Annotated in this window: 19 protein-coding genes, 2 pseudogenes, 1 riboswitch and 2 other annotated features; of the genes and pseudogenes, 15 read left to right on the top strand and 6 right to left on the bottom strand. The window is 32.4% G+C overall.

Going from position 1 to position 23,300, the window contains the following annotated elements:
- Positions 1 to 87 precede the first annotated feature (87 nt).
- Positions 88 to 3,618 carry a S8 family serine peptidase gene (locus tag ACSBO6_RS17300; RefSeq protein WP_498843722.1) on the top strand — a complete coding sequence of 1,177 codons (3,531 nt, stop codon included), beginning with the start codon at positions 88 to 90 and terminating at the stop codon, positions 3,616 to 3,618.
- A gap of 267 nt (positions 3,619 to 3,885) precedes the next feature.
- Here the strand turns inward: ACSBO6_RS17300 and ACSBO6_RS17295 are convergent, their stop codons facing one another.
- Entirely contained in the window at positions 3,886 to 5,004 is a 1,119-nt protein-coding gene (locus ACSBO6_RS17295; protein WP_498843721.1) for a GerAB/ArcD/ProY family transporter, read from the bottom strand.
- Between the two features lie 168 nt (positions 5,005 to 5,172).
- On the opposite strand from ACSBO6_RS17295, the gene ACSBO6_RS17290 reads away from it, so the two are divergent.
- From ACSBO6_RS17290 to ACSBO6_RS17280, 3 genes and pseudogenes are all read left to right on the top strand, one after another.
- A complete protein-coding gene (locus tag ACSBO6_RS17290; protein ID WP_098847510.1) occupies positions 5,173 to 5,628 on the top strand; it encodes a GNAT family N-acetyltransferase in 456 nt (151 codons plus the stop codon).
- 165 nt (positions 5,629 to 5,793) lie between these two features.
- The gene (locus ACSBO6_RS17285) at positions 5,794 to 6,777 is read left to right on the top strand and encodes a ketoacyl-ACP synthase III (RefSeq protein WP_180232994.1); all 984 of its coding nucleotides are present in this window, start codon (positions 5,794 to 5,796) and stop codon (positions 6,775 to 6,777) included.
- A gap of 762 nt (positions 6,778 to 7,539) precedes the next feature.
- A riboswitch (purine riboswitch) is annotated at positions 7,540 to 7,643 on the top strand.
- A gap of 272 nt (positions 7,644 to 7,915) precedes the next feature.
- Positions 7,916 to 8,674, top strand: a pseudogene (locus ACSBO6_RS17280) (5'-methylthioadenosine/S-adenosylhomocysteine nucleosidase); the annotation flags it as partial.
- Between the two features lie 52 nt (positions 8,675 to 8,726).
- Here the strand turns inward: ACSBO6_RS17280 and ACSBO6_RS17275 are convergent.
- Complete coding sequence (locus ACSBO6_RS17275) at positions 8,727 to 9,305, bottom strand: DUF2087 domain-containing protein (protein ID WP_498843720.1); 579 nt, start codon at positions 9,303 to 9,305, stop codon at positions 8,727 to 8,729.
- Positions 9,306 to 9,782: 477 nt separating this feature from the next.
- Between ACSBO6_RS17275 and ACSBO6_RS17270 the strand changes: the two genes are divergently transcribed.
- Positions 9,783 to 11,060, top strand: coding sequence for an MDR family MFS transporter (locus ACSBO6_RS17270; protein ID WP_098847519.1), 1,278 nt, complete (start codon positions 9,783 to 9,785; stop codon positions 11,058 to 11,060).
- A 99-nt stretch (positions 11,061 to 11,159) separates the two neighbouring features.
- On the opposite strand, the gene ACSBO6_RS17265 is transcribed toward ACSBO6_RS17270, so the two are convergent.
- Positions 11,160 to 11,645, bottom strand: a complete 486-nt coding sequence (locus ACSBO6_RS17265) for a GNAT family N-acetyltransferase (RefSeq protein ID WP_098847522.1) — start codon at positions 11,643 to 11,645, stop codon at positions 11,160 to 11,162.
- Positions 11,646 to 11,834: 189 nt separating this feature from the next.
- Positions 11,835 to 12,065: a binding site (T-box leader), on the top strand.
- A gap of 45 nt (positions 12,066 to 12,110) precedes the next feature.
- Positions 12,111 to 12,336: a binding site (T-box leader), on the top strand.
- Between the two features lie 58 nt (positions 12,337 to 12,394).
- Between ACSBO6_RS17265 and ACSBO6_RS17260 the strand changes: the two genes are divergently transcribed.
- Positions 12,395 to 13,723 carry an amino acid permease gene (locus ACSBO6_RS17260; RefSeq protein ID WP_098847524.1) on the top strand — a complete coding sequence of 443 codons (1,329 nt, stop codon included), beginning with the start codon at positions 12,395 to 12,397 and terminating at the stop codon, positions 13,721 to 13,723.
- A 233-nt stretch (positions 13,724 to 13,956) separates the two neighbouring features.
- The gene (locus ACSBO6_RS17255; RefSeq protein ID WP_098847527.1) at positions 13,957 to 14,829 is read left to right on the top strand and encodes an AraC family transcriptional regulator; all 873 of its coding nucleotides are present in this window, start codon (positions 13,957 to 13,959) and stop codon (positions 14,827 to 14,829) included.
- 489 nt (positions 14,830 to 15,318) lie between these two features.
- Here ACSBO6_RS17255 and ACSBO6_RS17250 read toward each other — a convergent pair whose 3' ends face one another.
- Positions 15,319 to 15,819, bottom strand: coding sequence for a GNAT family N-acetyltransferase (locus ACSBO6_RS17250; RefSeq protein ID WP_098847530.1), 501 nt, complete (start codon positions 15,817 to 15,819; stop codon positions 15,319 to 15,321).
- Between the two features lie 496 nt (positions 15,820 to 16,315).
- On the opposite strand from ACSBO6_RS17250, the gene ACSBO6_RS17245 reads away from it, so the two are divergent.
- From ACSBO6_RS17245 to ACSBO6_RS17230, 4 genes and pseudogenes are all read left to right on the top strand, one after another.
- The gene (locus ACSBO6_RS17245) at positions 16,316 to 16,732 is read left to right on the top strand and encodes a GNAT family N-acetyltransferase (protein WP_498843719.1); all 417 of its coding nucleotides are present in this window, start codon (positions 16,316 to 16,318) and stop codon (positions 16,730 to 16,732) included.
- Between the two features lie 106 nt (positions 16,733 to 16,838).
- Positions 16,839 to 17,621: an arylamine N-acetyltransferase family protein gene (locus ACSBO6_RS17240; RefSeq protein ID WP_498843718.1), complete on the top strand. Its 783-nt coding sequence runs from the start codon at positions 16,839 to 16,841 to the stop codon at positions 17,619 to 17,621.
- A 98-nt stretch (positions 17,622 to 17,719) separates the two neighbouring features.
- Positions 17,720 to 18,094 (top strand): DoxX family protein, encoded by a 375-nt coding sequence (locus ACSBO6_RS17235; protein WP_498843717.1) that lies wholly within the window; start codon positions 17,720 to 17,722, stop codon positions 18,092 to 18,094.
- A gap of 74 nt (positions 18,095 to 18,168) precedes the next feature.
- Positions 18,169 to 18,280 (top strand): annotated as a pseudogene (locus ACSBO6_RS17230) (pyridine nucleotide-disulfide oxidoreductase); the annotation flags it as partial.
- Here the strand turns inward: ACSBO6_RS17230 and ACSBO6_RS17225 are convergent.
- Positions 18,228 to 18,389 (bottom strand): hypothetical protein, encoded by a 162-nt coding sequence (locus tag ACSBO6_RS17225; RefSeq protein ID WP_180232995.1) that lies wholly within the window; start codon positions 18,387 to 18,389, stop codon positions 18,228 to 18,230. The pseudogene ACSBO6_RS17230 and the gene ACSBO6_RS17225 sit on opposite strands and share 53 nt — an antisense overlap.
- A 52-nt stretch (positions 18,390 to 18,441) precedes the next feature.
- On the opposite strand from ACSBO6_RS17225, the gene ACSBO6_RS17220 reads away from it, so the two are divergent.
- The gene (locus tag ACSBO6_RS17220) at positions 18,442 to 19,260 is read left to right on the top strand and encodes a DUF2935 domain-containing protein (protein ID WP_286138427.1); all 819 of its coding nucleotides are present in this window, start codon (positions 18,442 to 18,444) and stop codon (positions 19,258 to 19,260) included.
- A 99-nt stretch (positions 19,261 to 19,359) separates the two neighbouring features.
- On the opposite strand, the gene ACSBO6_RS17215 is transcribed toward ACSBO6_RS17220, so the two are convergent.
- Entirely contained in the window at positions 19,360 to 19,833 is a 474-nt protein-coding gene (locus ACSBO6_RS17215) for a pentapeptide repeat-containing protein (RefSeq protein ID WP_498843716.1), read from the bottom strand.
- A gap of 245 nt (positions 19,834 to 20,078) precedes the next feature.
- On the opposite strand from ACSBO6_RS17215, the gene ACSBO6_RS17210 reads away from it, so the two are divergent.
- The 3 genes from ACSBO6_RS17210 (at position 20,079) to ACSBO6_RS17200 (ending at position 23,274) form a co-directional block, all read left to right on the top strand.
- Positions 20,079 to 20,969, top strand: coding sequence for a PhzF family phenazine biosynthesis protein (locus ACSBO6_RS17210; protein ID WP_098847549.1), 891 nt, complete (start codon positions 20,079 to 20,081; stop codon positions 20,967 to 20,969).
- A 148-nt stretch (positions 20,970 to 21,117) separates the two neighbouring features.
- Positions 21,118 to 21,792, top strand: a complete 675-nt coding sequence (locus tag ACSBO6_RS17205; protein WP_098847552.1) for a GNAT family N-acetyltransferase — start codon at positions 21,118 to 21,120, stop codon at positions 21,790 to 21,792.
- 156 nt (positions 21,793 to 21,948) lie between these two features.
- Entirely contained in the window at positions 21,949 to 23,274 is a 1,326-nt protein-coding gene (locus ACSBO6_RS17200; protein ID WP_498843715.1) for a Na+/H+ antiporter NhaC family protein, read from the top strand.
- The last annotated feature ends 26 nt before the right edge of the window (positions 23,275 to 23,300 follow it).

Here is a 23,300-nt window from a genome sequence, read left to right as displayed (position 1 = left end):
CATAAGTTTCTCATTATATTTAACTATTACTCTATAGATCCAAGGTGGATTTTAATAAATACAGAATAAAATTGTAGGAGTGTTGTTATGAAAAACGGAAAATTTAAAGCGTTTAAAGTTATGTCTACCACTGCCTTAGTATCATTACTTTTTACATCATTAGCTTTTGCGGACAATGATAACGTTACACCTCAAACTGGATCAACTGATGTAACTTTTGACGAAGGTACATCTTTATTTGCAAAGAATAAGCTAAATTTAACACAAGAAAACTCCTTGTATAAAGAAGACAACCGAGTTTCTATGAAAACATTTAAACCAGATGAAGAAGTTCATTTAATCGTTCAAGTGGAACAACCAACTGATAGCGAACAAGCAACACCTAAGCATAAAAAAGCAATGTTTAAAGAAAAACAAGACAATGTAATTGGTGAAATCTCAAAACAAAAAAATTCAAAATCAAATGTGGATTTTAAGGTAAAACATCGTTATTTTGAAGGTTTTAACGGTTTTAGTGTTGAAACACAATATAAAAATTTAAAAGATATCCAGTCGATCCCTGGAGTTACGCATGTTTCTATTGCTAGAACATTCCAAGAAAATATGGCAGCAAGTAAAGAATTAGTACAAGCTCAAAAAGTATGGGAGCAATATGGTTACAAAGGTGAAGGTTTATTAGTAGGTGTTGTAGATTCGGGTATTGATTGGTCTCATAAAGATATGAAACTATCAGATGCAGCTAAAGCGAAAGAAAAATGGACAAAGGATAAATTCGACCAGTTTGCAACAACAACAGATGTAAATGAAACTTGGTATTCAGATAAAGTACCATCTGGATATGACTGGGCAGATAACGATACTGATGTTATTCCTGGAACAAAAGGTAGTCTACACGGGACACACGTTGCTGGAACAATTGGAGCAAATGGTGATGATGCAACTGGCGGAGTAGCCGGTATTGCCCCAGGTGTTCAACTATTAGCAGAAAAGGTATTTTCTGATAATGGTGGCGGTGCTTATGAGGATGATATTATTGCGGGTATTGAGCATGCTGTTACTATGGGTGCAGATGTAATTAATATGAGCTTAGGTAGTGATGCAGGCTATGTAGACGAAAACTACGATCCGATTCAAAAAGCAATCAGAAATGCGACAGAAAAAGGCACATTAGTTGTTGTGGCTGCTGGAAATTCAGCATTCAGTTCGCAAGCCTTGCTAACACCTGCAACAGTAAAACCTTTTGCGGAAAATCCTGATATTGGAACGGTTGGCTCACCTGGTGTAAGCCCATTTGCTTTATCAGTTGCTTCCTTTGAAAATGCTAAAATTCATATGAACGCAATTTCAGATGGAAGCTTAGCAGTTCCATTCAAAGACCATTCTCAATATGGACAAGCTTTCAATGTATCTAATAATCTATTACCAAATACAAACTATGATTTGGTATATGTAAATGAAGGAAAAACGGCAGCTGATTATCCAAAAGGAAAGACAAATTATATTGCCGTAGTTAAACTTTTAAATTCATATAGTTCTGTTTCAAGTATTCAATTTACTGCAAAGTCAGCAGGAGCGAAGGCTATTATTATGATACCTCCTTCAAACTGGTCAGATTATAAAACTCTACCAGTTACTGGATCTGCAACACCGACTGCTTCAACTAGTAAATCAATTGGTCAAGCATTATTAGATAAAATGAGTAAAATGCCTAGTGGCCAATATTTAAGTATGCAAAATATTGGTGATTACTGGGTAGATAACCCTGATAAAGATACGATGTCTTATTTTTCATCAATGGGTACAACTCCGACATTAGATTTTAAACCTGAAATGTCGGCTCCAGGCGGAAATATTTATTCAACAATTCCAGGGAACAAATATCAAGTATTGAGTGGTACATCAATGGCTACACCGCACGTAGCGGGTGGTTCAACTTTAGTATTACAGTCACTTTATGAAAAAGGACTACAACATTCAGAAGATACAGTTTTAAAAGCGAAAATTGCATTAATGAATACATCTAAAGTGATTATGGATCCAAGAACAAATAGTGAAGTTCCATATTCACCACGTATTCAAGGTTCTGGTTTAATGCAAATTCAAAATGCGATTAATACGCCAGTTGTGGTGACAAATCGAAACGCATCTTTAGAACAAGCTGGTTCGGTTGCCCTAAAAGAAATCGGTCAAAATACAAGCTTCAAATTAAATGTAGAAGCTTTTGATGCACCTAAAGGGAAAAATAATAGCGCTAAATTTGAATACAATGTATATGTTGATTTATTAAAGGATAAGACAGAAACAAAGCAATTTGATTTTGATCATGATGGACAATTAGATTCAAAAGATTATTTAACTTTATCAAGTGAACAAATTAATGGAGCAAAAGTCACTGTTAATGATAATATCGTAACAGATAAAAAAGGATCTACATTGAAAATCAAACCAGGGCAAACAAAAATGTTAACGGTTAATGTATCTTTACCAGATTCATTAAAGAAAAATAGTTTTGTAGAAGGATATGTTCGTCTTGTACCAGTGGCAGAAGACCAAGATAAAGCTGTACCAATCACAGTTCCTTATATGGGCTTTTATGGAAAATGGGATGAGCCACGTAACATCGATGCGCCAGCTTGGGAAAAAGATTCTTTTGCAGGTCGTACAGCACTTTGGAATGATACTACAGAAGGAGGAGCACCATTAGGGTACAATGGAGCAGGCTTTGATTTAAACCATATTGCTTTCTCTTCAAACTATTTTGATAAGGGAATTTTTGGTGGAATGGGCGTTTTACGTAATTTAGAAAAAGCTGAGATCTCTATTGAAGATGCTTCCGGAAAACAGCTTAGATATTTAGGTGATTACAGTGAATATACTGGAACTGGTGAAGCTTGGAAGTTTAGAAAGAACATAATGTTTAACGGTGACTATGGTTATTCTTTATATCAATGGGATATGAAAGACGAATCAGGAAATTTTGTGCCTGATGGGACGTATTATTACGTAATTAAAACAACTTTAGCTTATTCAAATGCTAGGCCTCAAACTGTTAAAATGCCAATGATTGTAGATACAGTTTTACCAACAGTTTCTGATATTAAGATAACTCCAAATGATGGAAAATACATTATTACATTTAATGGGGAAGATAATGCATCTGGCTTTCACTCAGCTACTGTCTATGTAAATGGTAAAGTTAATCAATTACAGCCTGGACAGAAAACTCTAACTGTAAGTACGGAGCCAAAAGGTTTGGTTATTCTAGCGAATGATTACGCTGGAAACATTTCTTGGACTACATGGGGAGATCAAAACTATAATACACAAGGAATGGGAATGCAAACATGGGCGGTTTCTCCATCTACAGGAATTAACGAATCTAAACCAGCAAAAATTTCTGTTTTTGGTTATAACAGAGCAGACTGGACGATTAATGTGAAAGATGCAAATGGAAAACTTGTAGATTCAGCAACATTTGAAAATGAGCACACATTTAGAACGCCATGGGCACCAGATAAAGATCTTCCAAATGGCACATATACGATTACAATAGATGTTGTTACAAAAGACGGTTTTAAATTAACATCGGCACCTAAGACTGTTACCGTTACTCAATAATACGATAGTTTTTAAGTACACATATAAAAAGGTTCTAGTAGAAACTAGAGCCTCAGACTGTTGACAAACGCTCGCTTTCTTCGTTGCTTCGCCTGTCTGCGGTGCTCATTACCGTCTAGGGTAACTCTGCTCCTCACCAGGCTTCGCGCCTCGAAAGACAAGCGCTTGCAATCAGTCTGAAAATCAAGTTTTTTGTACTTTGTCTACACACTGAGGTTCTAGTAGAAACTAGAGCCTTTTTATATTGACATTTTTGCTGCATATGTTTTATTCACTATAATTCAAGTCTTTATTGTTTTTTAGTTTCCCTTGGATTAGAACAATGAATAATAAACTAACCGGAATAATTATTTGAAGTGGAAAATGAAGCAAATAAGGTATTAAATGGGTCACTTCTAAATGATGCTCAAGAAAACTAGAAGCTACCCATAATGAACATAAAACAGTAATAATGCCAAGAGGGTAAACTAGCTGGTCACTTTTCTTTATATTAAATAAGTCTGCTGCCCCAGATACCGCACAATAAAAGTAAACTGTAATTTTTACAAAGGCATTACATACTGCAATGATAACAATGAAAGTGTCCAACCTTTGGATGAAATCCGCAATATTAATATAACTAACTGATGTTAGAAGTGGGTAGACTGTTCTTTCAATAACGGCTGGACCTAGTATGGCAATATTTAAAAATGCAAATAAGATTAGTATAAGTCCCGAAAATATAAAGGCTGGAATTCCTACTTTTATTGCTAATTCTTGTTTTTTTAAATGAGGCATAATCATTGTAAATGTCAAGATTTCACTAAAAGGTACTGTAAAGGAAATCGGAAAAGCTTTAAATACTGGTTTCCATCCATGTTCTAAAACAGGTCTTAAATTATCAATTTGTATTAATTTTGAAATGATTTCAAATCCAATAAATATGAAGACTAGAATTATGATGATAATAAAGATAAATTCACATGAGCGGGCGAAAGTTTCTAGCCCTTTAGAAATTGCATACATGATTAATAACATCATAATTAATCCAATTGAAATTAGAGAAGAAGCATTATATAGAGTGATTGTTAATAAATCCTCAAAATCACGTAAAGTGCTTGCAGTAATATAAAGAAAATATAAAATGTAGATTAATGCAAATATTTTTCCAATATATTTCCCTAAAATAATTTGAATATATTTTGTTAAAGGAATATCAGGGAATAATTCATATAACTTAATATAAACTACAAAGATTAAACAAGCAGCAATGAGTCCTAATAATAAACTAATCCATCCATCTTGTTTAGCTCTAGCATATATTTCAACAGGTGGTGAAGTACCGACCCCAAACATAAAAATCATACAAAAGAATTGAAAACCACTTATATTTAATTTACGATTCATTAAGATTCCTTCTTTTGACTTCTTATTTTTCTTCTAGAACATTATTTTTTCCATAAAATTCTATTTTATTTAAGAGTTCATTAAGTAATTTTTTGTGACTAAAAAAGAGTTAGACAAATTTAGTATAATAGTAACAGTCATTAAAAATAGGAATAAGGTGGTCATTACGTGGAAATTAAGGTTGATGATTTAACTGGAACTGAAGTTGCTAAGCTAATTAGTGAACATCTACAAGGGATGGCACAGAATTCCCCACTTGAAAGCATCCATGCGCTAAATCTTGAAGGATTAAAGAAACCGGAAATTACGTTTTGGAGTGTATGGGAACAAAGTGAATTAGTTGGATGTGGGGCTCTAAAAGAACTTGACTCTATACATGGAGAAGTAAAATCGATGAGAACTTCTTCAGCTCATTTAAGAAAAGGTGTGGCAAGACGCATGCTCCAACACATAATCGAAGAAGCGAAAAGCAGAGGGTATAAGAGAATCAGTTTAGAAACTGGTTCGATGGAAGCATTTAATCCAGCAAAAAAACTATATGAGCTTTTTGGTTTTAAGTATTGTAAGCCTTTTGCTGATTATAAAGACGATCCTAATAGTGTTTTTATGACGTTAGAATTGTAATCTATTTGAAAGTATAGTTGCTGTCGTAGCAACTTTTTCTTTATTCACACGCCCAAATTTAAATAAATTAAACAAAAAAATTTTAAAATAAAATTAGTACCTAGTATTAATATCTGGTGTTATAATATTGGGAAGAAATAAAAAAATATGACTGAGGTGACCATAATGCAAAATTCGAAAGCACGTATCACTGCAATAGGTTCATATGTACCAGAAAAAGTATTAACAAATAAGGATTTAGAAAAAATAGTTGAAACAAATGATGAATGGATTGTAAAGCGAACTGGCATAAAAGAGAGACGAATTGCAAATACAAATGAATATACAAGTGACCTAAGCTTTAAGGCAATAAAGGATTTGATGGATAAATACAACAAGAATGTTGAAGATGTTGATATGATTATCGTTTGTACTTTAACACCTGATTTTAAAACCCCAAGTGTCGCTTCAATCGTTCAAGCAAAGTTAGGGATAAAAAATGCGGGGGCAATTGATTTAAACGCTGCTTGTGCTGGATTTACTTATGGTTTGTATATAGCAAATGGATTAATAACAGCAGGTTTAAATCGAAAAATTTTAGTTGTAGGTGCAGAAACATTATCTAAAATTACAGATTTCGAAGATCGAACAACATGTATTTTATTTGGTGATGGAGCCGGAGCAGCTTTAGTAGAGTACGATGAAATACAACCTAGTTTCATTTCTTCTCATTTAGGATCAGAAGGAGAAAAAGGGAAGCATTTATACTGTTCGCATTTATCGAATCAAATGTTTGAAGAGGAAATTTCAAATAGCAATTATATAGTCCAAAATGGTCGAGAGGTATACAAATGGGCTGTTACAACTGTGCCAAAAGGTATGCAAGCTGTTCTAGATAATGGAGCAACTTCATTAACTGAAGTTGATTGGTTTGTTCCTCACAGTGCTAACTTAAGAATGATCGAATCGATTTGTGAAAGAAGTAAGTTTCCAATCGATAAAACATTATATAGCTTAGTTGATTGCGGAAATACATCATCAGCCACGATCCCATTATCTTTAGTTAAGGGAGTTAAGGAAGGTAAACTTAAAGATGGAGATAAGGTTTTACTATATGGTTTTGGTGGTGGATTAACCCATGCTGGATTACTTATTAATTGGACTTTGTAAATAAGAATTGGATACTCAAAAGTGGATTGTGAGAGAGTAAATCAAGCAAAAGATGATGAAATATCCCGTAAAAGAGGTTCATGAGGAAGTAATATAGCAAAAAGAAGAAAAAATGTTCCGCATGAGAGGTTCATGAGGAAGTAAAACAGCAAAAAGAAGAAAAAATGTTCCGCGTGAGAGGTTCATGAGGAAGTAAAACAGCAAAAAGAAGAAAAAATGTTCCGCATGAGAGGTTCATGAGGAAGTAAAACAGCAAAAAGAAGAAAAAATGTTCCGCATGAGAGGTTCATGAGGAAGTAAAACAGCAAAAAGAAGAAAAAATGTTCCGCATAAGAGGTTCATGAGGAAGTAAAACAGCAAAAAAAAGAAAAAATGTTCCGCATGAGAGGTTCATGAGGAAGTAAAAACAGCAAAAAAAAGAAAAAATGTTCCACATAAGGTGTTCATGAGGAAGTAATATAGCAAGAAAAAGAAAATAAGTTCCTCATAACGGGCTGCTTCGAGGTTTATTCTTATTCCAGTTACTCGATCATAAATTTTGTATGCATGGGTCTGTTTTGGCTTTTTGTAGATGGGAAAGTATTATTATGAAAAATATGTTTCGGTTGTTATAGCGAAAGATAGTAAATACATTTGTTTTTTAACTATTTATTCAAATTAAACCGATTACCTCCTATAAAACACGAACGTTATTATTGTTTTTTCAAAAAAAGTTCATGTTTTGTGTTGAAAATATATTTCGGAGATGATATATTAGCAGTGTAATCATTCTTAAACATTACTCGTATATGCTCAGTAATATGGTCTGAGCGTTTCTACCTGGTTCCCAATGAAAGAACTAGACTACGGGTTAAAGTATAATTGGTTTCATTTTTTGTAACCAATCATGATGGTTAGCATTAAATTTTATTTATTGCTGATCTATACTTTAACTTTCGTGGTCTAGAAGGTAGAGATTGTTCTACTTGTTCTAGACCATTTTTTTTGACAAACATCGAGTGTAAATATCATCTAGGGGGAAAAGAAATTGTTAAAAAAATACGGTTTAGTAGGAATTATTTCTGCACTATTAATCTCTGTATCTGTAGGTTATAACTTTAAATCGAACACTGCAGAAGCAAAAACGAAACATCTTAAACCAATCATTATTGAAGGACCAATGCCAATTGAGGCTGAAAAGTTTGCTAGTAAGTTAAAAAATGTAAAAATTGAAAAATCAGGTAGTTTCGTATTTTACAAAGGTACTTTAAATAATTATCCAGTGATTGTAGCAAAAACAGGTAAAGGTATGGAAAATACTGCTGCTGCTACAGCGATTGCAATTGAAAAATATAAACCAATCGCAATTATTAACCAAGGTACATCTGGTGGCCATGATCCAAATTTAAATGTTTTTGATATCGTTTTAGGTAAAAATACAACGAATATTGGTTCATTAAAAACAGCTTCTAAAGAGGAAAACGAAGGAATTGACCCAACAATCTGGAAACCAATGGATTTAATGGCTTCAGAAGGTAGTGCGGGTGAAGATCCAAATGCTGAAAAACCACGTTTCTACGAAGGTAATAAAGATTTATTAGCAGCTGCAAATGCGGTGAAAAATAAATACACTAAAGGTAAAGTTGTAGAAGGTACGATCGGATCTGCGGACGTTTGGAACAATGAAGTTGATCGCATTAAATGGTTCCATACTAAATATGGAACTTCAGTAGAAGAAATGGAAGGCGCTGCTGCAGCTCAAATTTCTCAAGCATATAATGTAGCTTTCTTAGGAATTCGTGTACTATCAAACAATAAAACAAATGGCGGAAAATATGATCCAACTACAGCTACTGCTTGTCAAGAGTATGTAATGGAAGTAGTTAAGAAATATATTTCTACAAATCCAAGTAAATAATAATTTTAGAAAAAGAGATATTTTTAAAGTATCTCTTTTTCTTTTTTTCTAGTTATTTCAACCACCATAATTCAACTGGATTTAATTCATACTGATTATTTTCACGATACATATATTGACACATAATGAGCTCACGTCTCAATGTAGCGTAATCTTCATGAAATTCCTTCAAATATTCATTGATTTCATTTTCTTGATAAATTCTACCAAATTCTAAGCCTTTAATCATATGCGCTAAAACGACAAGTTTTTTCTTTCGCTGAGCGGGATAAATTTTAAGTTTACCTTCTTTTGTAAAGAAGTTATTGATAATGCTTGAGCGTTCACTTTCAGTAACTGACATTTCCATATTAGAATCTCCTCCTGTTCCCACTGTGAAAATTGCTTTCGCACTCATTTCTAAAATTTTAGTATTTAAAGAGAAATAGATGGTGTTTTTTTCTCGGCGCTCTTTTATTAGGCCAACTTCTCTAAGCTTTGACATATGATGGGTAATCGTTGGGGGTTTAAGATTTAATTTATTGGCAATTTCTTGTCCACTTAAATGTCCTTGCTGAAGTAAAGCAATAATGCGTACACGGGTAAGATCACCTAAAGCTTTATGGAAATCTACAATTTTACTTATTTGCAATTAATACACACCTACTTTTATATTTATCTAATTAGATAATAGTCTAATTGCAGTTTCGTTTCAATAAGTAGTTCATTCCGTAAGTAAAATTAGTTATTTTTTACTAAAAATTAATTGGAAAAATAATCAACGTGTGAAAGAATTTGGAATCTTAATATTTTACTTCAAAGGCCCAAAGAAAAAAGAAATGTGGTGCGAAAATAGTGATACTGTTATTTTTTATGGACTAGGAGACCTACCAAAAAATACCATACATTTTTTTTAGCAAGTAAATTTGGTTTATTTTTGATATTCCAATTTTTCTCATTTATATAGGGAAAAAGTATTAGTAATGATATTGGCATAATTGAAAATAACTGCTATGCTAATTTAGTGAAAAATTTAAAAAGGGGGAATTTTCATGCAAATGTTAGGTTTATCTAATAGTAGGGTAAAACGAAGGGGATTATTTAACAGATAAAGAGAGGTAGAAAGAGCGTGGGGATACTAAAATTTCATAAAAATATTAAAATTCGATTACTTGAATCGTTCTTAAGTTCGTCAATTGGAAGTATGATTTTTCCTTTTATGGCGATTTATTTATCTAAGCACTTTGGGGTAAAACAAGCAGGATTACTTTTGCTTGTTAATGTATTTATCGGAATTATTATGAACTTTTTTGGAGGGTATTTTTCGGATCAGTTTGGTCGGAAAAAGACGATTGTATTTGCTGAAACGATTCGCTTACTAGCGTTTACTACGATGATGCTTTGTAATTCACCTTGGTTTTCATCCCCTCTTATTACATTCTTTATGATGTCTTTAAATAGTATTTGTTGGGGATTAGCAGGGCCAGCAAATCAGGCAATGTTAATAGATGTGAGTAAGCCAGAGGAACGAAAGCTAATGTACTCAATCATGTATTGGTCAAACAATTTATCGATTGCAATTGGTGGTATGCTTGGAGGATTTTTATTTAAATCATATTTATTTGAATTATTATTAGCTCTCTCAGTTGCTTCACTTGTTACATGGATCTTAATTGCATTTTTTGTTGAAGAAAGCTTAGTTACGGAAAAGACGGAAACAAAGAAGATTGCTCATCACGCTCAAAAAATGATTTCAAATTATCGTGACGTTTTTCAAGATAAGCTTTTTATTCTTTATGTACTGGCAGGTTTGCTAGTGCTTTCAATGGAATTCCAATTAACAAATTATATCAGTATTCGATTAGCAAATGATTTCCACACACAACATTTATTGGACTGGACATTTGGTGGAATCGAGATGAATGGTTTCCTGCGTACAGAAAATACGATACTTGTAGTAGTAATGGCACTTTTCGCTTCTAAAATAGTAGGGAAGTTGGATGATCGAAAAACGTTAATTTGGAGTTGTGTTGCATTTGTTGGAGGATATGCAGTAATTTCATATAGTAACTCTATTTGGCTATTATTTATTGCAATGTTCATAGCAACAGTTGCTGAAGTATTAAGAGTACCAGTTCAACAAAACTATATGGCTAACTTACCAGCAGAAGAAACAAGGAGTTCCTATATGGCGGTTGCAGGTTTAACATTTAATTTAGCGATGTTTATCTGTTCAATAACGGTTTCACTAAGTGCATACTTATCCAATTTCGCGACATCCTTCTTTTTAACAAGTTTAGGTGTAATCGGTATTCTTATATTTGTTCGAATTACGCCTGCATTGGAAAGAAGAATGAAGGGAGAAATATTGCATGAGCAAGAAAAGACTGTCGGAATAAATTCTTAATTTACAAGAGTTGCATTTTGTGACTATTTTTTATTGAAATAGTAAGGTGAATAGAGGTTTAGTGGCAGACACAAAAAACTGTAATAAGCTAAAGCCTTATTACAGTTTTTTAATCATGTTATACCATTTTACTCCACCGTGTGTTGAGCTAGAAATACCGTTATTGATGAAGCCATGATTTTCGTAAAAACGAATTAAGTTTTCTTTACATGTAAGAGTGATTGAATCACGATTATTTTCTTTTGAAACTTTTTCAATATGAGAAAGTAATTTAGATGCGATTCCTTTATTTTGATTTTGTGGAGAAACTGCTATGCCTAAGATACTTTGATGACCACCTGTAGATGGATTTTTTTTAATTTCGCTAAATAAATCATCTGTAATGAAAGCCTCATTTATAACAGGACCGTTAACTAAACCAACTAATTTACCATCTTCCTCAGCTACAAAAAAACTATCGGGAATTAATTTAATGCGTTTTTCGAATGCCTGTTTTGTTGCCGCCTCTTCTTTTGAAAAACAAAGATTTTCAATTTCTACAAGTTCAGATAAATCTTCTAATCTCACATTTCGAATGTTTAGCATGATGTACCCCTCTCCATTTTTCTTAATTATATTATATTAATTTCATAGCTCACAAACTATTTAAACTAGTATTTTGTAAAGTAGTAAAACTAAATATAATAAATAGATGTTGACAGAATTATGAAATAACCTCTATAATACAAAACATATTAAAAAAAGAAACAATCTACTTATGTTAGATTAATATAGTTTTAAGCAATGAAGGGAATTTAAGTAATGCTTATCTCAATGTAATAGAGAGCTGATGGTTGGTGGAAATCAGTACAAAGATAAGGATGAATTTCGGTCCTGGAGCTATTTTTTTCGAAGTAAAGTGTAATCTTTACTGAGGGGAAAACGGTCAATTATGATCGTTATCAAATTTTAAGAGGCAGAATATTTCTGCAACTAGGGTGGTACCGCGAATAATTCGTCCCTACTGATACAATCAGTAGGGACTTTTTTATTAGTTTAAAATTGAATATAGGAAATGCAATGAAGGGAATACAGTAATGTTTGTTTCACTGTTTAAGAGAGCTGGTGGATGGTGTGAACCAGTACAAAAACAAGCATGAATTTCAATCTTGGAGCATCTTTTTCGAAGTGAAGGTCGACATTTAATTTGAAAAAGACGGTCATCGATCGTTAAATAAAACAAGTGGCAGATTAATTCTGCAATTAGGGTGGTACCACGGTGTAAATCGTCCCTGTCGTTAGTGGCAGGGGCGATTTTTTTTATAAAATTATAAGTTAGGAAGAGGAGATAGAAAATGGAATTACAAAAAAATTTACTACCTAGACATATCCGTTTCATGGCACTTGGTGGTGCAATTGGTACAGGTATTTTTAAAGGAACATCAGAAACTGTATCGATTGCAGGACCTGCAGTTATTTTTTCATATTTGTTTGCGGGATTATTACTTCTTGTTGTAATGAGTGCAATTGCAGAAATGGCAATTGCATTTCCAGGTTTGAATATGAAAGGATTTATTCGTAAAGCGTTTGGTACAAGAGTTTCTTTCGTCATTGGCTGGTTATACTGTTTTATGTGGTTAGTTGTTTGTGTTATTGAAGTAATCGCAGCTGGTAGCTTTCTACAATATTGGTTTCCTTCAATGTCTTTATGGTCTTTAAGTTTTATTAGTGCAATTTTTATTGTGGCTGTTAATTTTATGAATGTAAAACGATATGGTGAAATAGAGTTCTGGTTTGCAGGAATTAAAATTACAATGATTGTTTTATTTATTGCGTTAGGCGCTGGAATATTATTTGGCATTATTCCAAGTGATCATACCGATTATGTACAAAATTATGTTCAGCATAAAGGTTTCTTCCCACACGGCTGGTCAGGCGTATTTTCAGCTTTATTAATCGTTATTTTTTCTTACGGTGGTTCAGAGCTAATTGGATTGACTTTAACAGAAACAAAAGACGCAGAAAAGGTAATACCAAAAGTAATAAAAGGGGTTATTTGGAGAATTGTTTTATTCTACACGCTTCCGATTTTAATTATTTGCGGATTAATTCCATGGAATGAAATTGGTAATCAAGAAAGTCCATTTGTTCAAGTTTTATCAACAGTAGGTTTTCAAGGTTCAGCTCATATTATGAACTTTGTATTAATTACGGCGGTATTATCTGCAGCAAATTCAGGTATTTACGGCTGTACACGTATGATGTATTCATTAGCAACTGAAGGAGAAGCGCCAAAGGTTTTTGCAAAAATTTCTAAAAATGGTGTACCTATTTATACGGTTATTGTAAGTGCAATTATTTTAATTGGGGGCACTTTTGTAGCTTATTTTTCACCAGATCGCGTTTTTGGTTATTTAATGGCAATCCCAGGATTTACAGTATCATTAGTATGGATCAGTATTTGTTTAGCACAAATTAAACTTCGAAAAACTTATACTAAGATGCCGCATTATAAAGTATGGGGATTTCCGTACGTAACATCTTTTACAGTAATTGCATTAAGTGTGAGTTGTATAGCATTTGCATTCAGTGAACAGAACAGGTTAAGTATTTTTGTATGCTTAGGTATGTTAGTTGTATTAGTTTTATGTTCATTTATAAATGGAAGAAAACAAACGCATTAAAAATTTGGGCACCTTAATTGGTGCCCAATTTTTTAATGAATGATAGCTAGATATTTAGGTGCGAAATACGTGTTTATGTTAAAGTTAATATGAAATTGAATGTAAAACGTTATAATTTTTGGGAGCTACTTAATGTGGCTCCCTTTCACAAATAGTACCCTACATAACTTAGCATGAAATGTCGGATTGGTTTAATTCGTTCTTGTTATTCTATTGATGAAGGAGGTCATCAAATGGATTTGTTGAAGAATATGAATGAGGCGCTAGTATATATTGAAGAAAATTTGACAGATGAGATTGATTATAAAGAGCTATCTAAACGGGCTTTTTGTTCTGAGTATCACTTTAAAAGAATGTTTTCGTTTCTTGCTGGAATTTCTCTTTCAGAGTATATACGTCGCCGCCGTCTTACTATTGCAGCGTTTGAACTTAAAGATCATAACAAGAAAATAATTGATATTGCTTTAAAATACGGATACAATTCCCCGGATTCCTTTACGAGAGCCTTTCAAAACTTACATGGAATTACTCCGTCAGAAGCTAGAAATAACGGCAATTCGCTTAAAGCATTTCCACGAATGACCTTCCAATTATCAATTAAAGGGGGAAATGAAATGAACTACCGTATTGAAGAAAAAGAAGCATTTCGAATTGTAGGGATAAAAAAGAGAGTGCCAATTATTTTTAATGGAGTTAATCCGGAAATTGCATCCATGTGGAAAACTTTAACGATGGAAAAAATAACGAAACTAAAAGAACTCTCCAATGTTGAACCTCTTGGCATAATAAGTGCTTCAACAAATTTTTCTGAAGGTAGAATGGAAGAAAAAGGAGAGCTTGATCATTATATTGGTGTTGCCACTACAAATGACTGTCCAAATGAATTCATTCAACTTGAAGTCCCTGCCTCTACATGGGCAGTATTTGAAGCAATTGGAAAATTCCCAGATGCATTGCAAGAAGTGTGGGGACGAATATATTCAGAATGGTTTCCGTCTTCTAATTACCAACAAGTAGAAGGTCCCGAAATACTATGGAATGAACACAAAGACATCACATCACCAACGTTTAAGAGCGAAATTTGGATCCCAATCTCTAAAAAATAGGCTTTGTTAAAGTAAATTGTTCATTTTTAAATAAAAAATAAGACCACAAAAAAAATTGTGGTCTTTGTTTTTTCTTATGCAACTAAAACAACAGTTAGTTCAATAAGAAATTTAATTCATTAATTCAATTGCCTTAGCTATTATAATAATAATGAAGTAAATAATATGTAACCAGACCATGAACTTTATTATCCATACAGCCCAGGCTTTTTTACGTAAACCAAAGCCTCATAACAATGAAATAGATTAAAAGATTACTTGTTCCACGAAGAAGTTCTCTATCCATAAAAAATAAAACTAAATTTATTAATGCACTAACACTAAATAAAATTACGTACGTCTTAAATATTTTTTCTTTTCTCTTTATCTCATGTTCGAATTCATACATTGCGTTATCCTCAGTTTCTAGATGTAATACACTAATAAATTTTATAACTATTTTAGCCATGCTATTGAACTAACGCACTGCTTTAGTTGCATAAGAACTCATTATAATAATTTAGCCATATAATACTCATCAAAGCTTTTATCATCTATTATTAAGGAATTTCTTTTTGTTCCTTCTATTTCATAACCCATCTTTTTGTATAAGCCTACACCTGCTTCATTTTGCTTTACAACGGTTAGTTCCAATCTGGAAATGTCCAGATTAATTGCCCATTCCTCTATGCTTTGAAATAATTTAGTACCAATACCTTTACCTGTGTATTCTTCTAAGATTCCAATTGCAAGGTAGACTGAGTGTTTTTTTCTTGGAGCACTATTTCCAATCGCAAACGCATACCCGACTAATATTCCAGAAGTATCTTCAGCAACAAATATAGTTGAAGTAGGTGATTTCTCAATAACTTCTAACTGTTTACGTTGTTTCTCGCCCGTTATATTTCTTTCTCCAGCCCCATAAAGCATGAAATCAGCCTGTTTTTCAACTTCTTTAATTAGTTCTACAAAGTTTTCTGCATCATCTAGTTTGATCTTTCTAATGTTCATTTAATTCCCGCCTTATGTAATGATTATTAATCAAAAACTATATTCTATAAAGGAAATTGTATTCCCTTTCTTGTTCAACTAACCTGCCATTTACTTGTATAAGAAAATCAACAATCTTTTATAACAGACCCAAAAATAAAAAAAGAAAGAGACATAAGCTCTTTCAAGTGTCTGAATGATTATTATTAAAGTGATCTAATTTATCTGAAATACTTTTAAGAATTTGATTCTTCTCTTGTTGAATTTTAAGGAATTTTAAAAGAAACCAAATTATAAAAACTAAAGGTGCTAAGTAAAACAAAATTGGTATAATTGATAATAGAGGAAAAAACACATTATGCATATTCATTTCACTCCCTTTTGGAAGATTATACCATATGATTAAAATAAAACCTTCATATTTTTGAAGGTTTTTTTGTTTTAATATCAAAAAGGATTATAGGTTTATTTAGAGAATTTAATAGTAATTAAGTCGAATAGAATAGTGGGAGAAAAAATGAAAATAGTAAAACAATGGGTACAGGAAGATAGTGATTTTATTAGAAAAAAAGTAATTGAATTTAATGCTAATATACTTCTTAATGAGAGGAAAGCACCGTCAGAAAATATAAGTTTTGTTGTTAGAAATGATCAAGAGGAAATAGTAGGTGGAATTACAGGAAGGATGTATTGGCACCATTTATCAATCGACTTCTTATGGGTGGCAGAGGAGTATAGACATGAAGGATTTGGTAGTCAGCTAATCAATAAAATGGAAGAATTTGCAATCGAAAATGGATGTCGCCTTATTAAAGTAGATACGTTTAGTTTTCAAGCACCAAAATTTTATAAGAAGCATGGTTTTAAAGTATTTGGAGTAATTGAGAATCATCCAAAAGGGTATAATCAATATTACTTTGAAAAAAGATTATAAGAGATTTTTGACCACATGAAGTTGCTTTTGCAGCTTATTTTTTTTAGCTTATAAACTTAAATGTTATGATTAATTTAAAGGTTTGATGAGGTAGGAGGAATCGGTAATGAGTGAACTTAATTTATTGTTTCGAAAAAGAATCGGATTAAAAGATAATGAAGTGATTAATTTTCATAATTTAAATGATGTTCTTGAAAAAACAGCAAAAAATATACCTTTTGAAAATCTTTGTATTATAGGAAATAAAACGAATGAGATCACCAAAGAAAATTTAATTAGTAAATTACTAGTAAAAAATGAAGGTGGTCTCTGTTATGAATTGAATTCTTTACTTTATTTATTTCTTCTTGAAAATGGGTTTAAAGTGAGGGTAGCAAGAGGAGTGGTTTATGATCAGATAGCTCAAAAATATCCTACGTTTGGAAGAACACATGTCACTATCCTATTAACAGAAAATGGAGAAACATACTTAATTGATACAGGATTTGGAGCGAATCTTCCATTAAAAGCAGTTCCCTTTACAGGTGAGAAGATAACGTCTAGTAATGGTGAGTTTCGAATAAAAAAAGAGGACACAGAATTCGGGGATTATGTATTGATGTTAAAACTAAAACATAAAGATCCCGATTGGAGAATTGGATATGCATTTGATTCACGCGACGTGATTTCAGATGTGTCAGAATTTAATGAGATTCAAACAATTATTGCAAAGCACGAGGAATCTCCATTTAATAAAAATCCTTTAATGACTCAACTGACAAATGAGGGAAATAAAACGTTAACGAATACTTCTTTTACCCAATGGAGTAACGGTGTAGTATCGAAAGAGGATATTGATGAAAAGAGATATAGGGAATTAGCGAAGGAACATTTTGGACTTTTAAAATAATGGTTTTACGAATTTATAAATTTGTTGTTGAATCGTTCCTTTTATAGTAATATGTGCTTTTTTCAATTGCATATATATTAGTAAAGGGGTGATAAAAAATGGATATTTTATCAATTATCTTGCAAATTTTATTAGCTCTTATGTTTTTAATTGCTGGGTTAGGTAAAGTTTTTGGTTCAAAAACAAGTGTTGAAAGTTTTAATCATTTGAAATTAGCACAATGGTTTAGAGTAATTACTGGATTAGTTGAATTGGTTGGAGCAGTATCATTGATTATTGGGTTTTGGGAAGAAAGTTGGGTTCCAGCGGGTGGTTTATTATTAGGAGTTGTAGCAATTGGTGGAATACTTGCACATATCCGTGTTAAAGATTCGTTTAAACAAACTTTTACAATATTATTATTAGGTATAATGGCGTTTGTACTTTTATGGATCAATTATTCTGATCTCTCAAATTTCCCGGGATTTAATTAATTTAAAAATCTATTGATGCAGGGATTAATAAGGTGACGATAATAATGACAGTACTATATGGGCAGCGGGGTTGAGGAAAAAAAGTTCATACCATTATTACAGCAGGTGTGAGTAAAAGTTGCGATTAAGGTTATTAGCCAATTAGATGGGAAACAGTATGTTGATCACGATGTTTTGAAATCATAATTTTATTATATCCTAGCATTACTTCTTTTGAAGTAATGCTTTTTATTTTTTCAATTTTAGTTGTCTGATAGATAACTTTACTGATAAAGATGTATCTGTAATAATTCATTTTTTCATCAATATATTAGAGAGTGAAATGAATTATGTTAGGAGGGGTCCGATTGTCGGATGCATTTATAGCACGGTCCTTAGATGAAATTCAGTTTTGGTCGAGAATAATGAAAGAGCATTCCCTTTTTCTTAAATTGGGCTTTAGTTGTGATGATACTGAATTAATTCAGGAAGCAGATCAGTTTTACCAGATCTTTGAAGCTATTGGAAATAAAGCACAATCATTTTCGCTTCAAACGGATCCCCAGCAAATTAAACAGTTTAACAATGAGGTTCACCAAGCAGCGTCTATGATTTGGGCATATAAGCGGAAAATCCTTAATCTACTCCTAACTTGTAAAATAACTGGCAATAACTTTCCTTTATTAGTTGACCATACAAGTCGAGAAGCAGCCTATTTTGCAAATCGCTTAACTGAATTAAATAATGGTCAACTCCAACCACTACCTGCTGCAATTATCCAGGAAAATGTGTTCTTTTTAAGAATTATGGCAGACCATGCAAAATTTATCGGACATTTATTAGATCCGTCAGAAAGAAAACTAGTTGATCAGGCAAGGGAATTTAGCCATGATTTTGATCAACTTTTATATCAAGCCGTCGATTTAGAATCAATGAGACCACAATCAGAAACAGTTCCGATCCTTGACCAATTCCTTGATGAAAATCGAGTATCAGTAAAATCACTTAGAGACTTTAAGAAAACAGCCAGAGACCTAATAGAAGCTTGTAGAATTAAAAGTATCATTCACCCACTACTAGCAGACCATGTATTTAGAGAAGCAGATCGATTTTTGCATATAATTGACGCATTCGAAGCACAGTTAACAGGAACTGGAAATAGGAATGTTGTACTGGACGACCATTAAGTAATGACTATATAAATAAGAAAAAGAATCTGATAATAGATTCTTTTTTTCTATGTTGAAATGTATATGTTACTCATGAGAAAAAATCAATAAGAGAAATTATTTTCGTTCACTATAACTTTTTAACAAGTCCTCGATTAAAATGCCATTAATTTTCAGTCCTGATAAATTGCAATTATTCATTTCAACATGACTTAAATCACAGTCCGTGAACTGACTATTTGTTAAATTGCATTTTTCAAATTTAATAGAATTAGAGGGATCGTCTAGATTTAGATCTTCCGGAATGACAATATTGCGGAAGCTAGTACCAGCTAAATGAACATGATCAATTTCTAAGTCTCTTAAATGACCATTTGTTATTTTTGTATTTGATAAATTAACATCTGAAATTCGGGTTCCAAATAAATTTACGTCATATAATACGAGATTACTCATATTTGCATTTGTAAATTTTGAATTCGCCAAGCTTACGTTATTAAAGTCTAAGTGTTCAGCTCTTACTTCTTTAAATGTTGAAAAGGACATATCTGTTTTTTGTAACTCAAACAATGCAGACTTCCAATTTGACATTTCTTATCCTCCTAAAGCTTTGATAATTGAATATATTTAACTTTCTTCTTAAGAATGCCTTTACTCTTATTCATTTTTAATTTCGACAAAAAAGCTTTATATGTAAACGATTTATTTGATCTACTTATTAATATAAAATTATTAGATAATTAATAATCATTACTACTCTAACAATCTCATAAAACTAGTACGTGTTTGATTAGTTAGTGGAGAATAAAATATAAAAACTAAATGAGGTGAGAAAAATGAAAAATATTACCGTATATCATTACGATGCTTTTAGTAAAGAGCCCAATAAAGGTAATCCAGCTGGTGTCGTTTTAGATTGCGATTTTTTGACTGATTATGAAATGCAGGATGTCGCGAAACAAGTTGGATTTAATGAAACTTCATTTTTATTAAATTCGAAAGTTGCTGATTATCAAATTCGTTATTTTACACCAGGTCATGAAATGGATTTATGTGGTCACGGAACAATGGCAGTCATATATGCATTGGTCACTAGAGGGTTACTTGAGTTCACAAGTGAGTTAACAATTGAAACAAAGGCTGGGATTTTGCCAATCAAGATTCATCATTCGAATAATGAAATCTACATAACGATGAAGCAAAAAACACCAGAATTTGTAGAGTTTAAAGGCTCGATTGATGAAGTAGCTTCCTCGATTGGTCTTAGTGTAGAGGAAATCGATAAAAGTCTACCAACTCTTTATGGGAGTACAGGTGCCTGGAATTTACTTTTACCGGTAAAAAAATTATCTTCATTCGAGAAAATGAAACCTAATAATCTACTTTTTCCAAGTATTTTAACCGAAATTCCAAAAGCGTCTGTTCATCCTTTCTGCTTAGAAACATACGATTCAAATGCAAATATTCATGCTCGCCATTTTTCTTCGGCATTTTCGGGAACGATTGAAGATCCAGTAACAGGTACTGCCTCTGGGGTTTTGGGAGCTTATTATGCTAAATATATTCAAAAAGATGTTAACGACGCAATTGAATTAGTTATTGAACAAGGAACTGAAATTCAGAAAGACGGACGTGTGAAAGTACATGTAAAAAAAGTAAATTCGACTTATGACATTGAAATTACTGGAAATGCTGTTTACGTTAAGGAGATGGCATTTCAAATATAACTTGAAAAGATGTTAGTAGGTGATGCATTTAGTAGGAATCTCCAAATCAATTTCCAATAAAATGTTGATCTACTATAAAGGTAGTACCGGCTTGATGAATTTTTTAACCGTTGAATTGGCCATTTGTTTGTAGCAAGGGGGAGTCCTTTTGAAAACAGAGTTAGAGTTAATGGAAATGCATATTAACGTATTATTTAAACAGAATGAAGTTGGTAAGTTAACACAAATAAATGAACCACCATATACAAAAGCACCACGATTTTATTTAGGAAGCACCAAAATGGGAAATATAAAAAGGTTTTCAGAGTGTCTTAAAAAAGAGGAGCTAATTGAATTAGAGAAAGCTTTAGACATTAACTCTAGTATATCAATAGTAAATATCATGCAGATTTTAAGTAAAACTCATCAGATAGATCGTTTATGGATGGGTCCTGCCTATGTATTTCAATCAGTAGCCAAAGCGTCATCGAAAGCAATAAAAATTACCCAGGCAAATAAACAATATTTATTACCAAATTTTCCTTATACATTTGAGGAGCTAGAATTTAAAGAACCTTGTTATGCTATTATTGAAAATGACATAGCTGTATCGATTTGCTGTAGTGCCAGACAATCAGCTGAAGCTGCTGAGGCAAGCGTATATACACTCGAGGATTTTCGTGGAAAAGAGTATGGTCTCATCGTTTCCAATGCATGGGCAGCGGACATTCAAAGCCAAGGACGAACTGCTTTGTATAGTACCTCATGGGACAATTATGCATCGCAGGCAGTCGCACGAAAGTTAAAATTAGTACAATATGGAACAGATTTACATTTCAGTTAAATACAACTATTTATTAGTACAAATGCATTACTTCTCAAAGTGAAGTAGTGCTTTTTAATTAAAAATTAAGTGTATTATTATTTGAAAGCCTATATAATGAATGAATGATATTTAATCATTTTAGTGTAATAAATCTGCTTGAAAGAAGGCGCATTGATGGACCAATATTCAGTTAAACAGGCAAGTTTCCTAATATTAGTAACATTGACTGGAATTATTTGTTCCGTCATATTACATATCTCTCTTATTTTTGGAATTTTACCAGGATTAATTTTTTTGATCGTATTAAGTTTGAAAAGAGGATCTGAAGTTAGAAATATTATGAAGTTAAGCTATCTTGGGATAGGAAAAGTTAAAATTGTACTTTTAATCTTATTTTTAATTAGTTTTTTACTTCCATCTTGGTATTTATCGGGAACGATAACTTCTATGGTTTCGATTACGTTACAGGCGATAAATCCACATCATTTTTTTGTGTTTTGTTTTTTAACGACGATGATTTTTTCAATGATTTTGGGTTCGTCGATTGGAACATTAAGTGCCTTAGGAATTCCTCTTATTAGTAGTGCTATATTACTACATATACCGGTGGAAATATCAGCGGGAGCGGTTATTTCAGGTGCATTTGTTGGCGATCGTACGTCACCATTTTCAAGCGCACATCAGCTTTTAGCTAGTATTGTTGAAACAACTGTGAAAAAACAAGGTAAAGCGATGCTCTTTACATCAATTACTGCTGTACTCGTTACAGTCTTATTTTTTAGTATAATGGACCTGCAATTTGCCAAAGGAATTACTGGGGCTCATCATGCAGCCGTCAGTAGTAAGGACATAACATTTATACAATTTATTCCACCAATCTTATTAGTTGCACTTGTATTATTCCGAATCAATATTATTTATTCGTATGTTATAAGTATTTTGTCTGGGAGTTTAATAGCTTTGTTTAATGGTATTTCTTTTAGTAAAATTGTGAATTCTTTTTGGTATGGAATTAATGGACTTGGTGGTGGGCTAAGTCATATGTATAGCTTGTTATTGTTTATTGCTGTAGCAGGCATTTATAATGCGTTATTAGAAGAGCTAAATATTATTCAGCCTATGTTAGATAAATGGCTACAAACCTCAACTTCAATGTTATCTGATTCTTTGAAAACAATTGGTGCGACCGCAATTATATGTGTAATAGCAGGTAACCAAACAATGCCGATTATTTTAACAGGAAGATCGTTTTTAACGCATTGGTCAGATAAATATAACAAAGAAGAATTGGCTCGTTTAATGGCGGATACAACTCTATTATTTCCAGCGATGATCCCTTGGAATGTTCTTGCAATCATGAGTAGTACAGTTATTAATATGAAGTTACATGAGTATTTACCTTATGCAATATTCTTATGGCTTCTTCCATGCTTAACGATATTCATTAATGTGTTTAAAAAAGTGAAGACGTATGAAACGAAGTATGAGGTCAGTTCATAATTAGGAAACATGAAAAAAGAGATAAA

The sequence above is a fragment of the Bacillus sp. AL-1R genome, assembly GCF_052180195.1.
GTDB lineage: Bacteria > Bacillota > Bacilli > Bacillales > Bacillaceae_G > Gottfriedia.
Note: the sequence above shows the minus strand (reverse complement) of the source record. Positions and strands in the feature narration are given on the sequence as shown.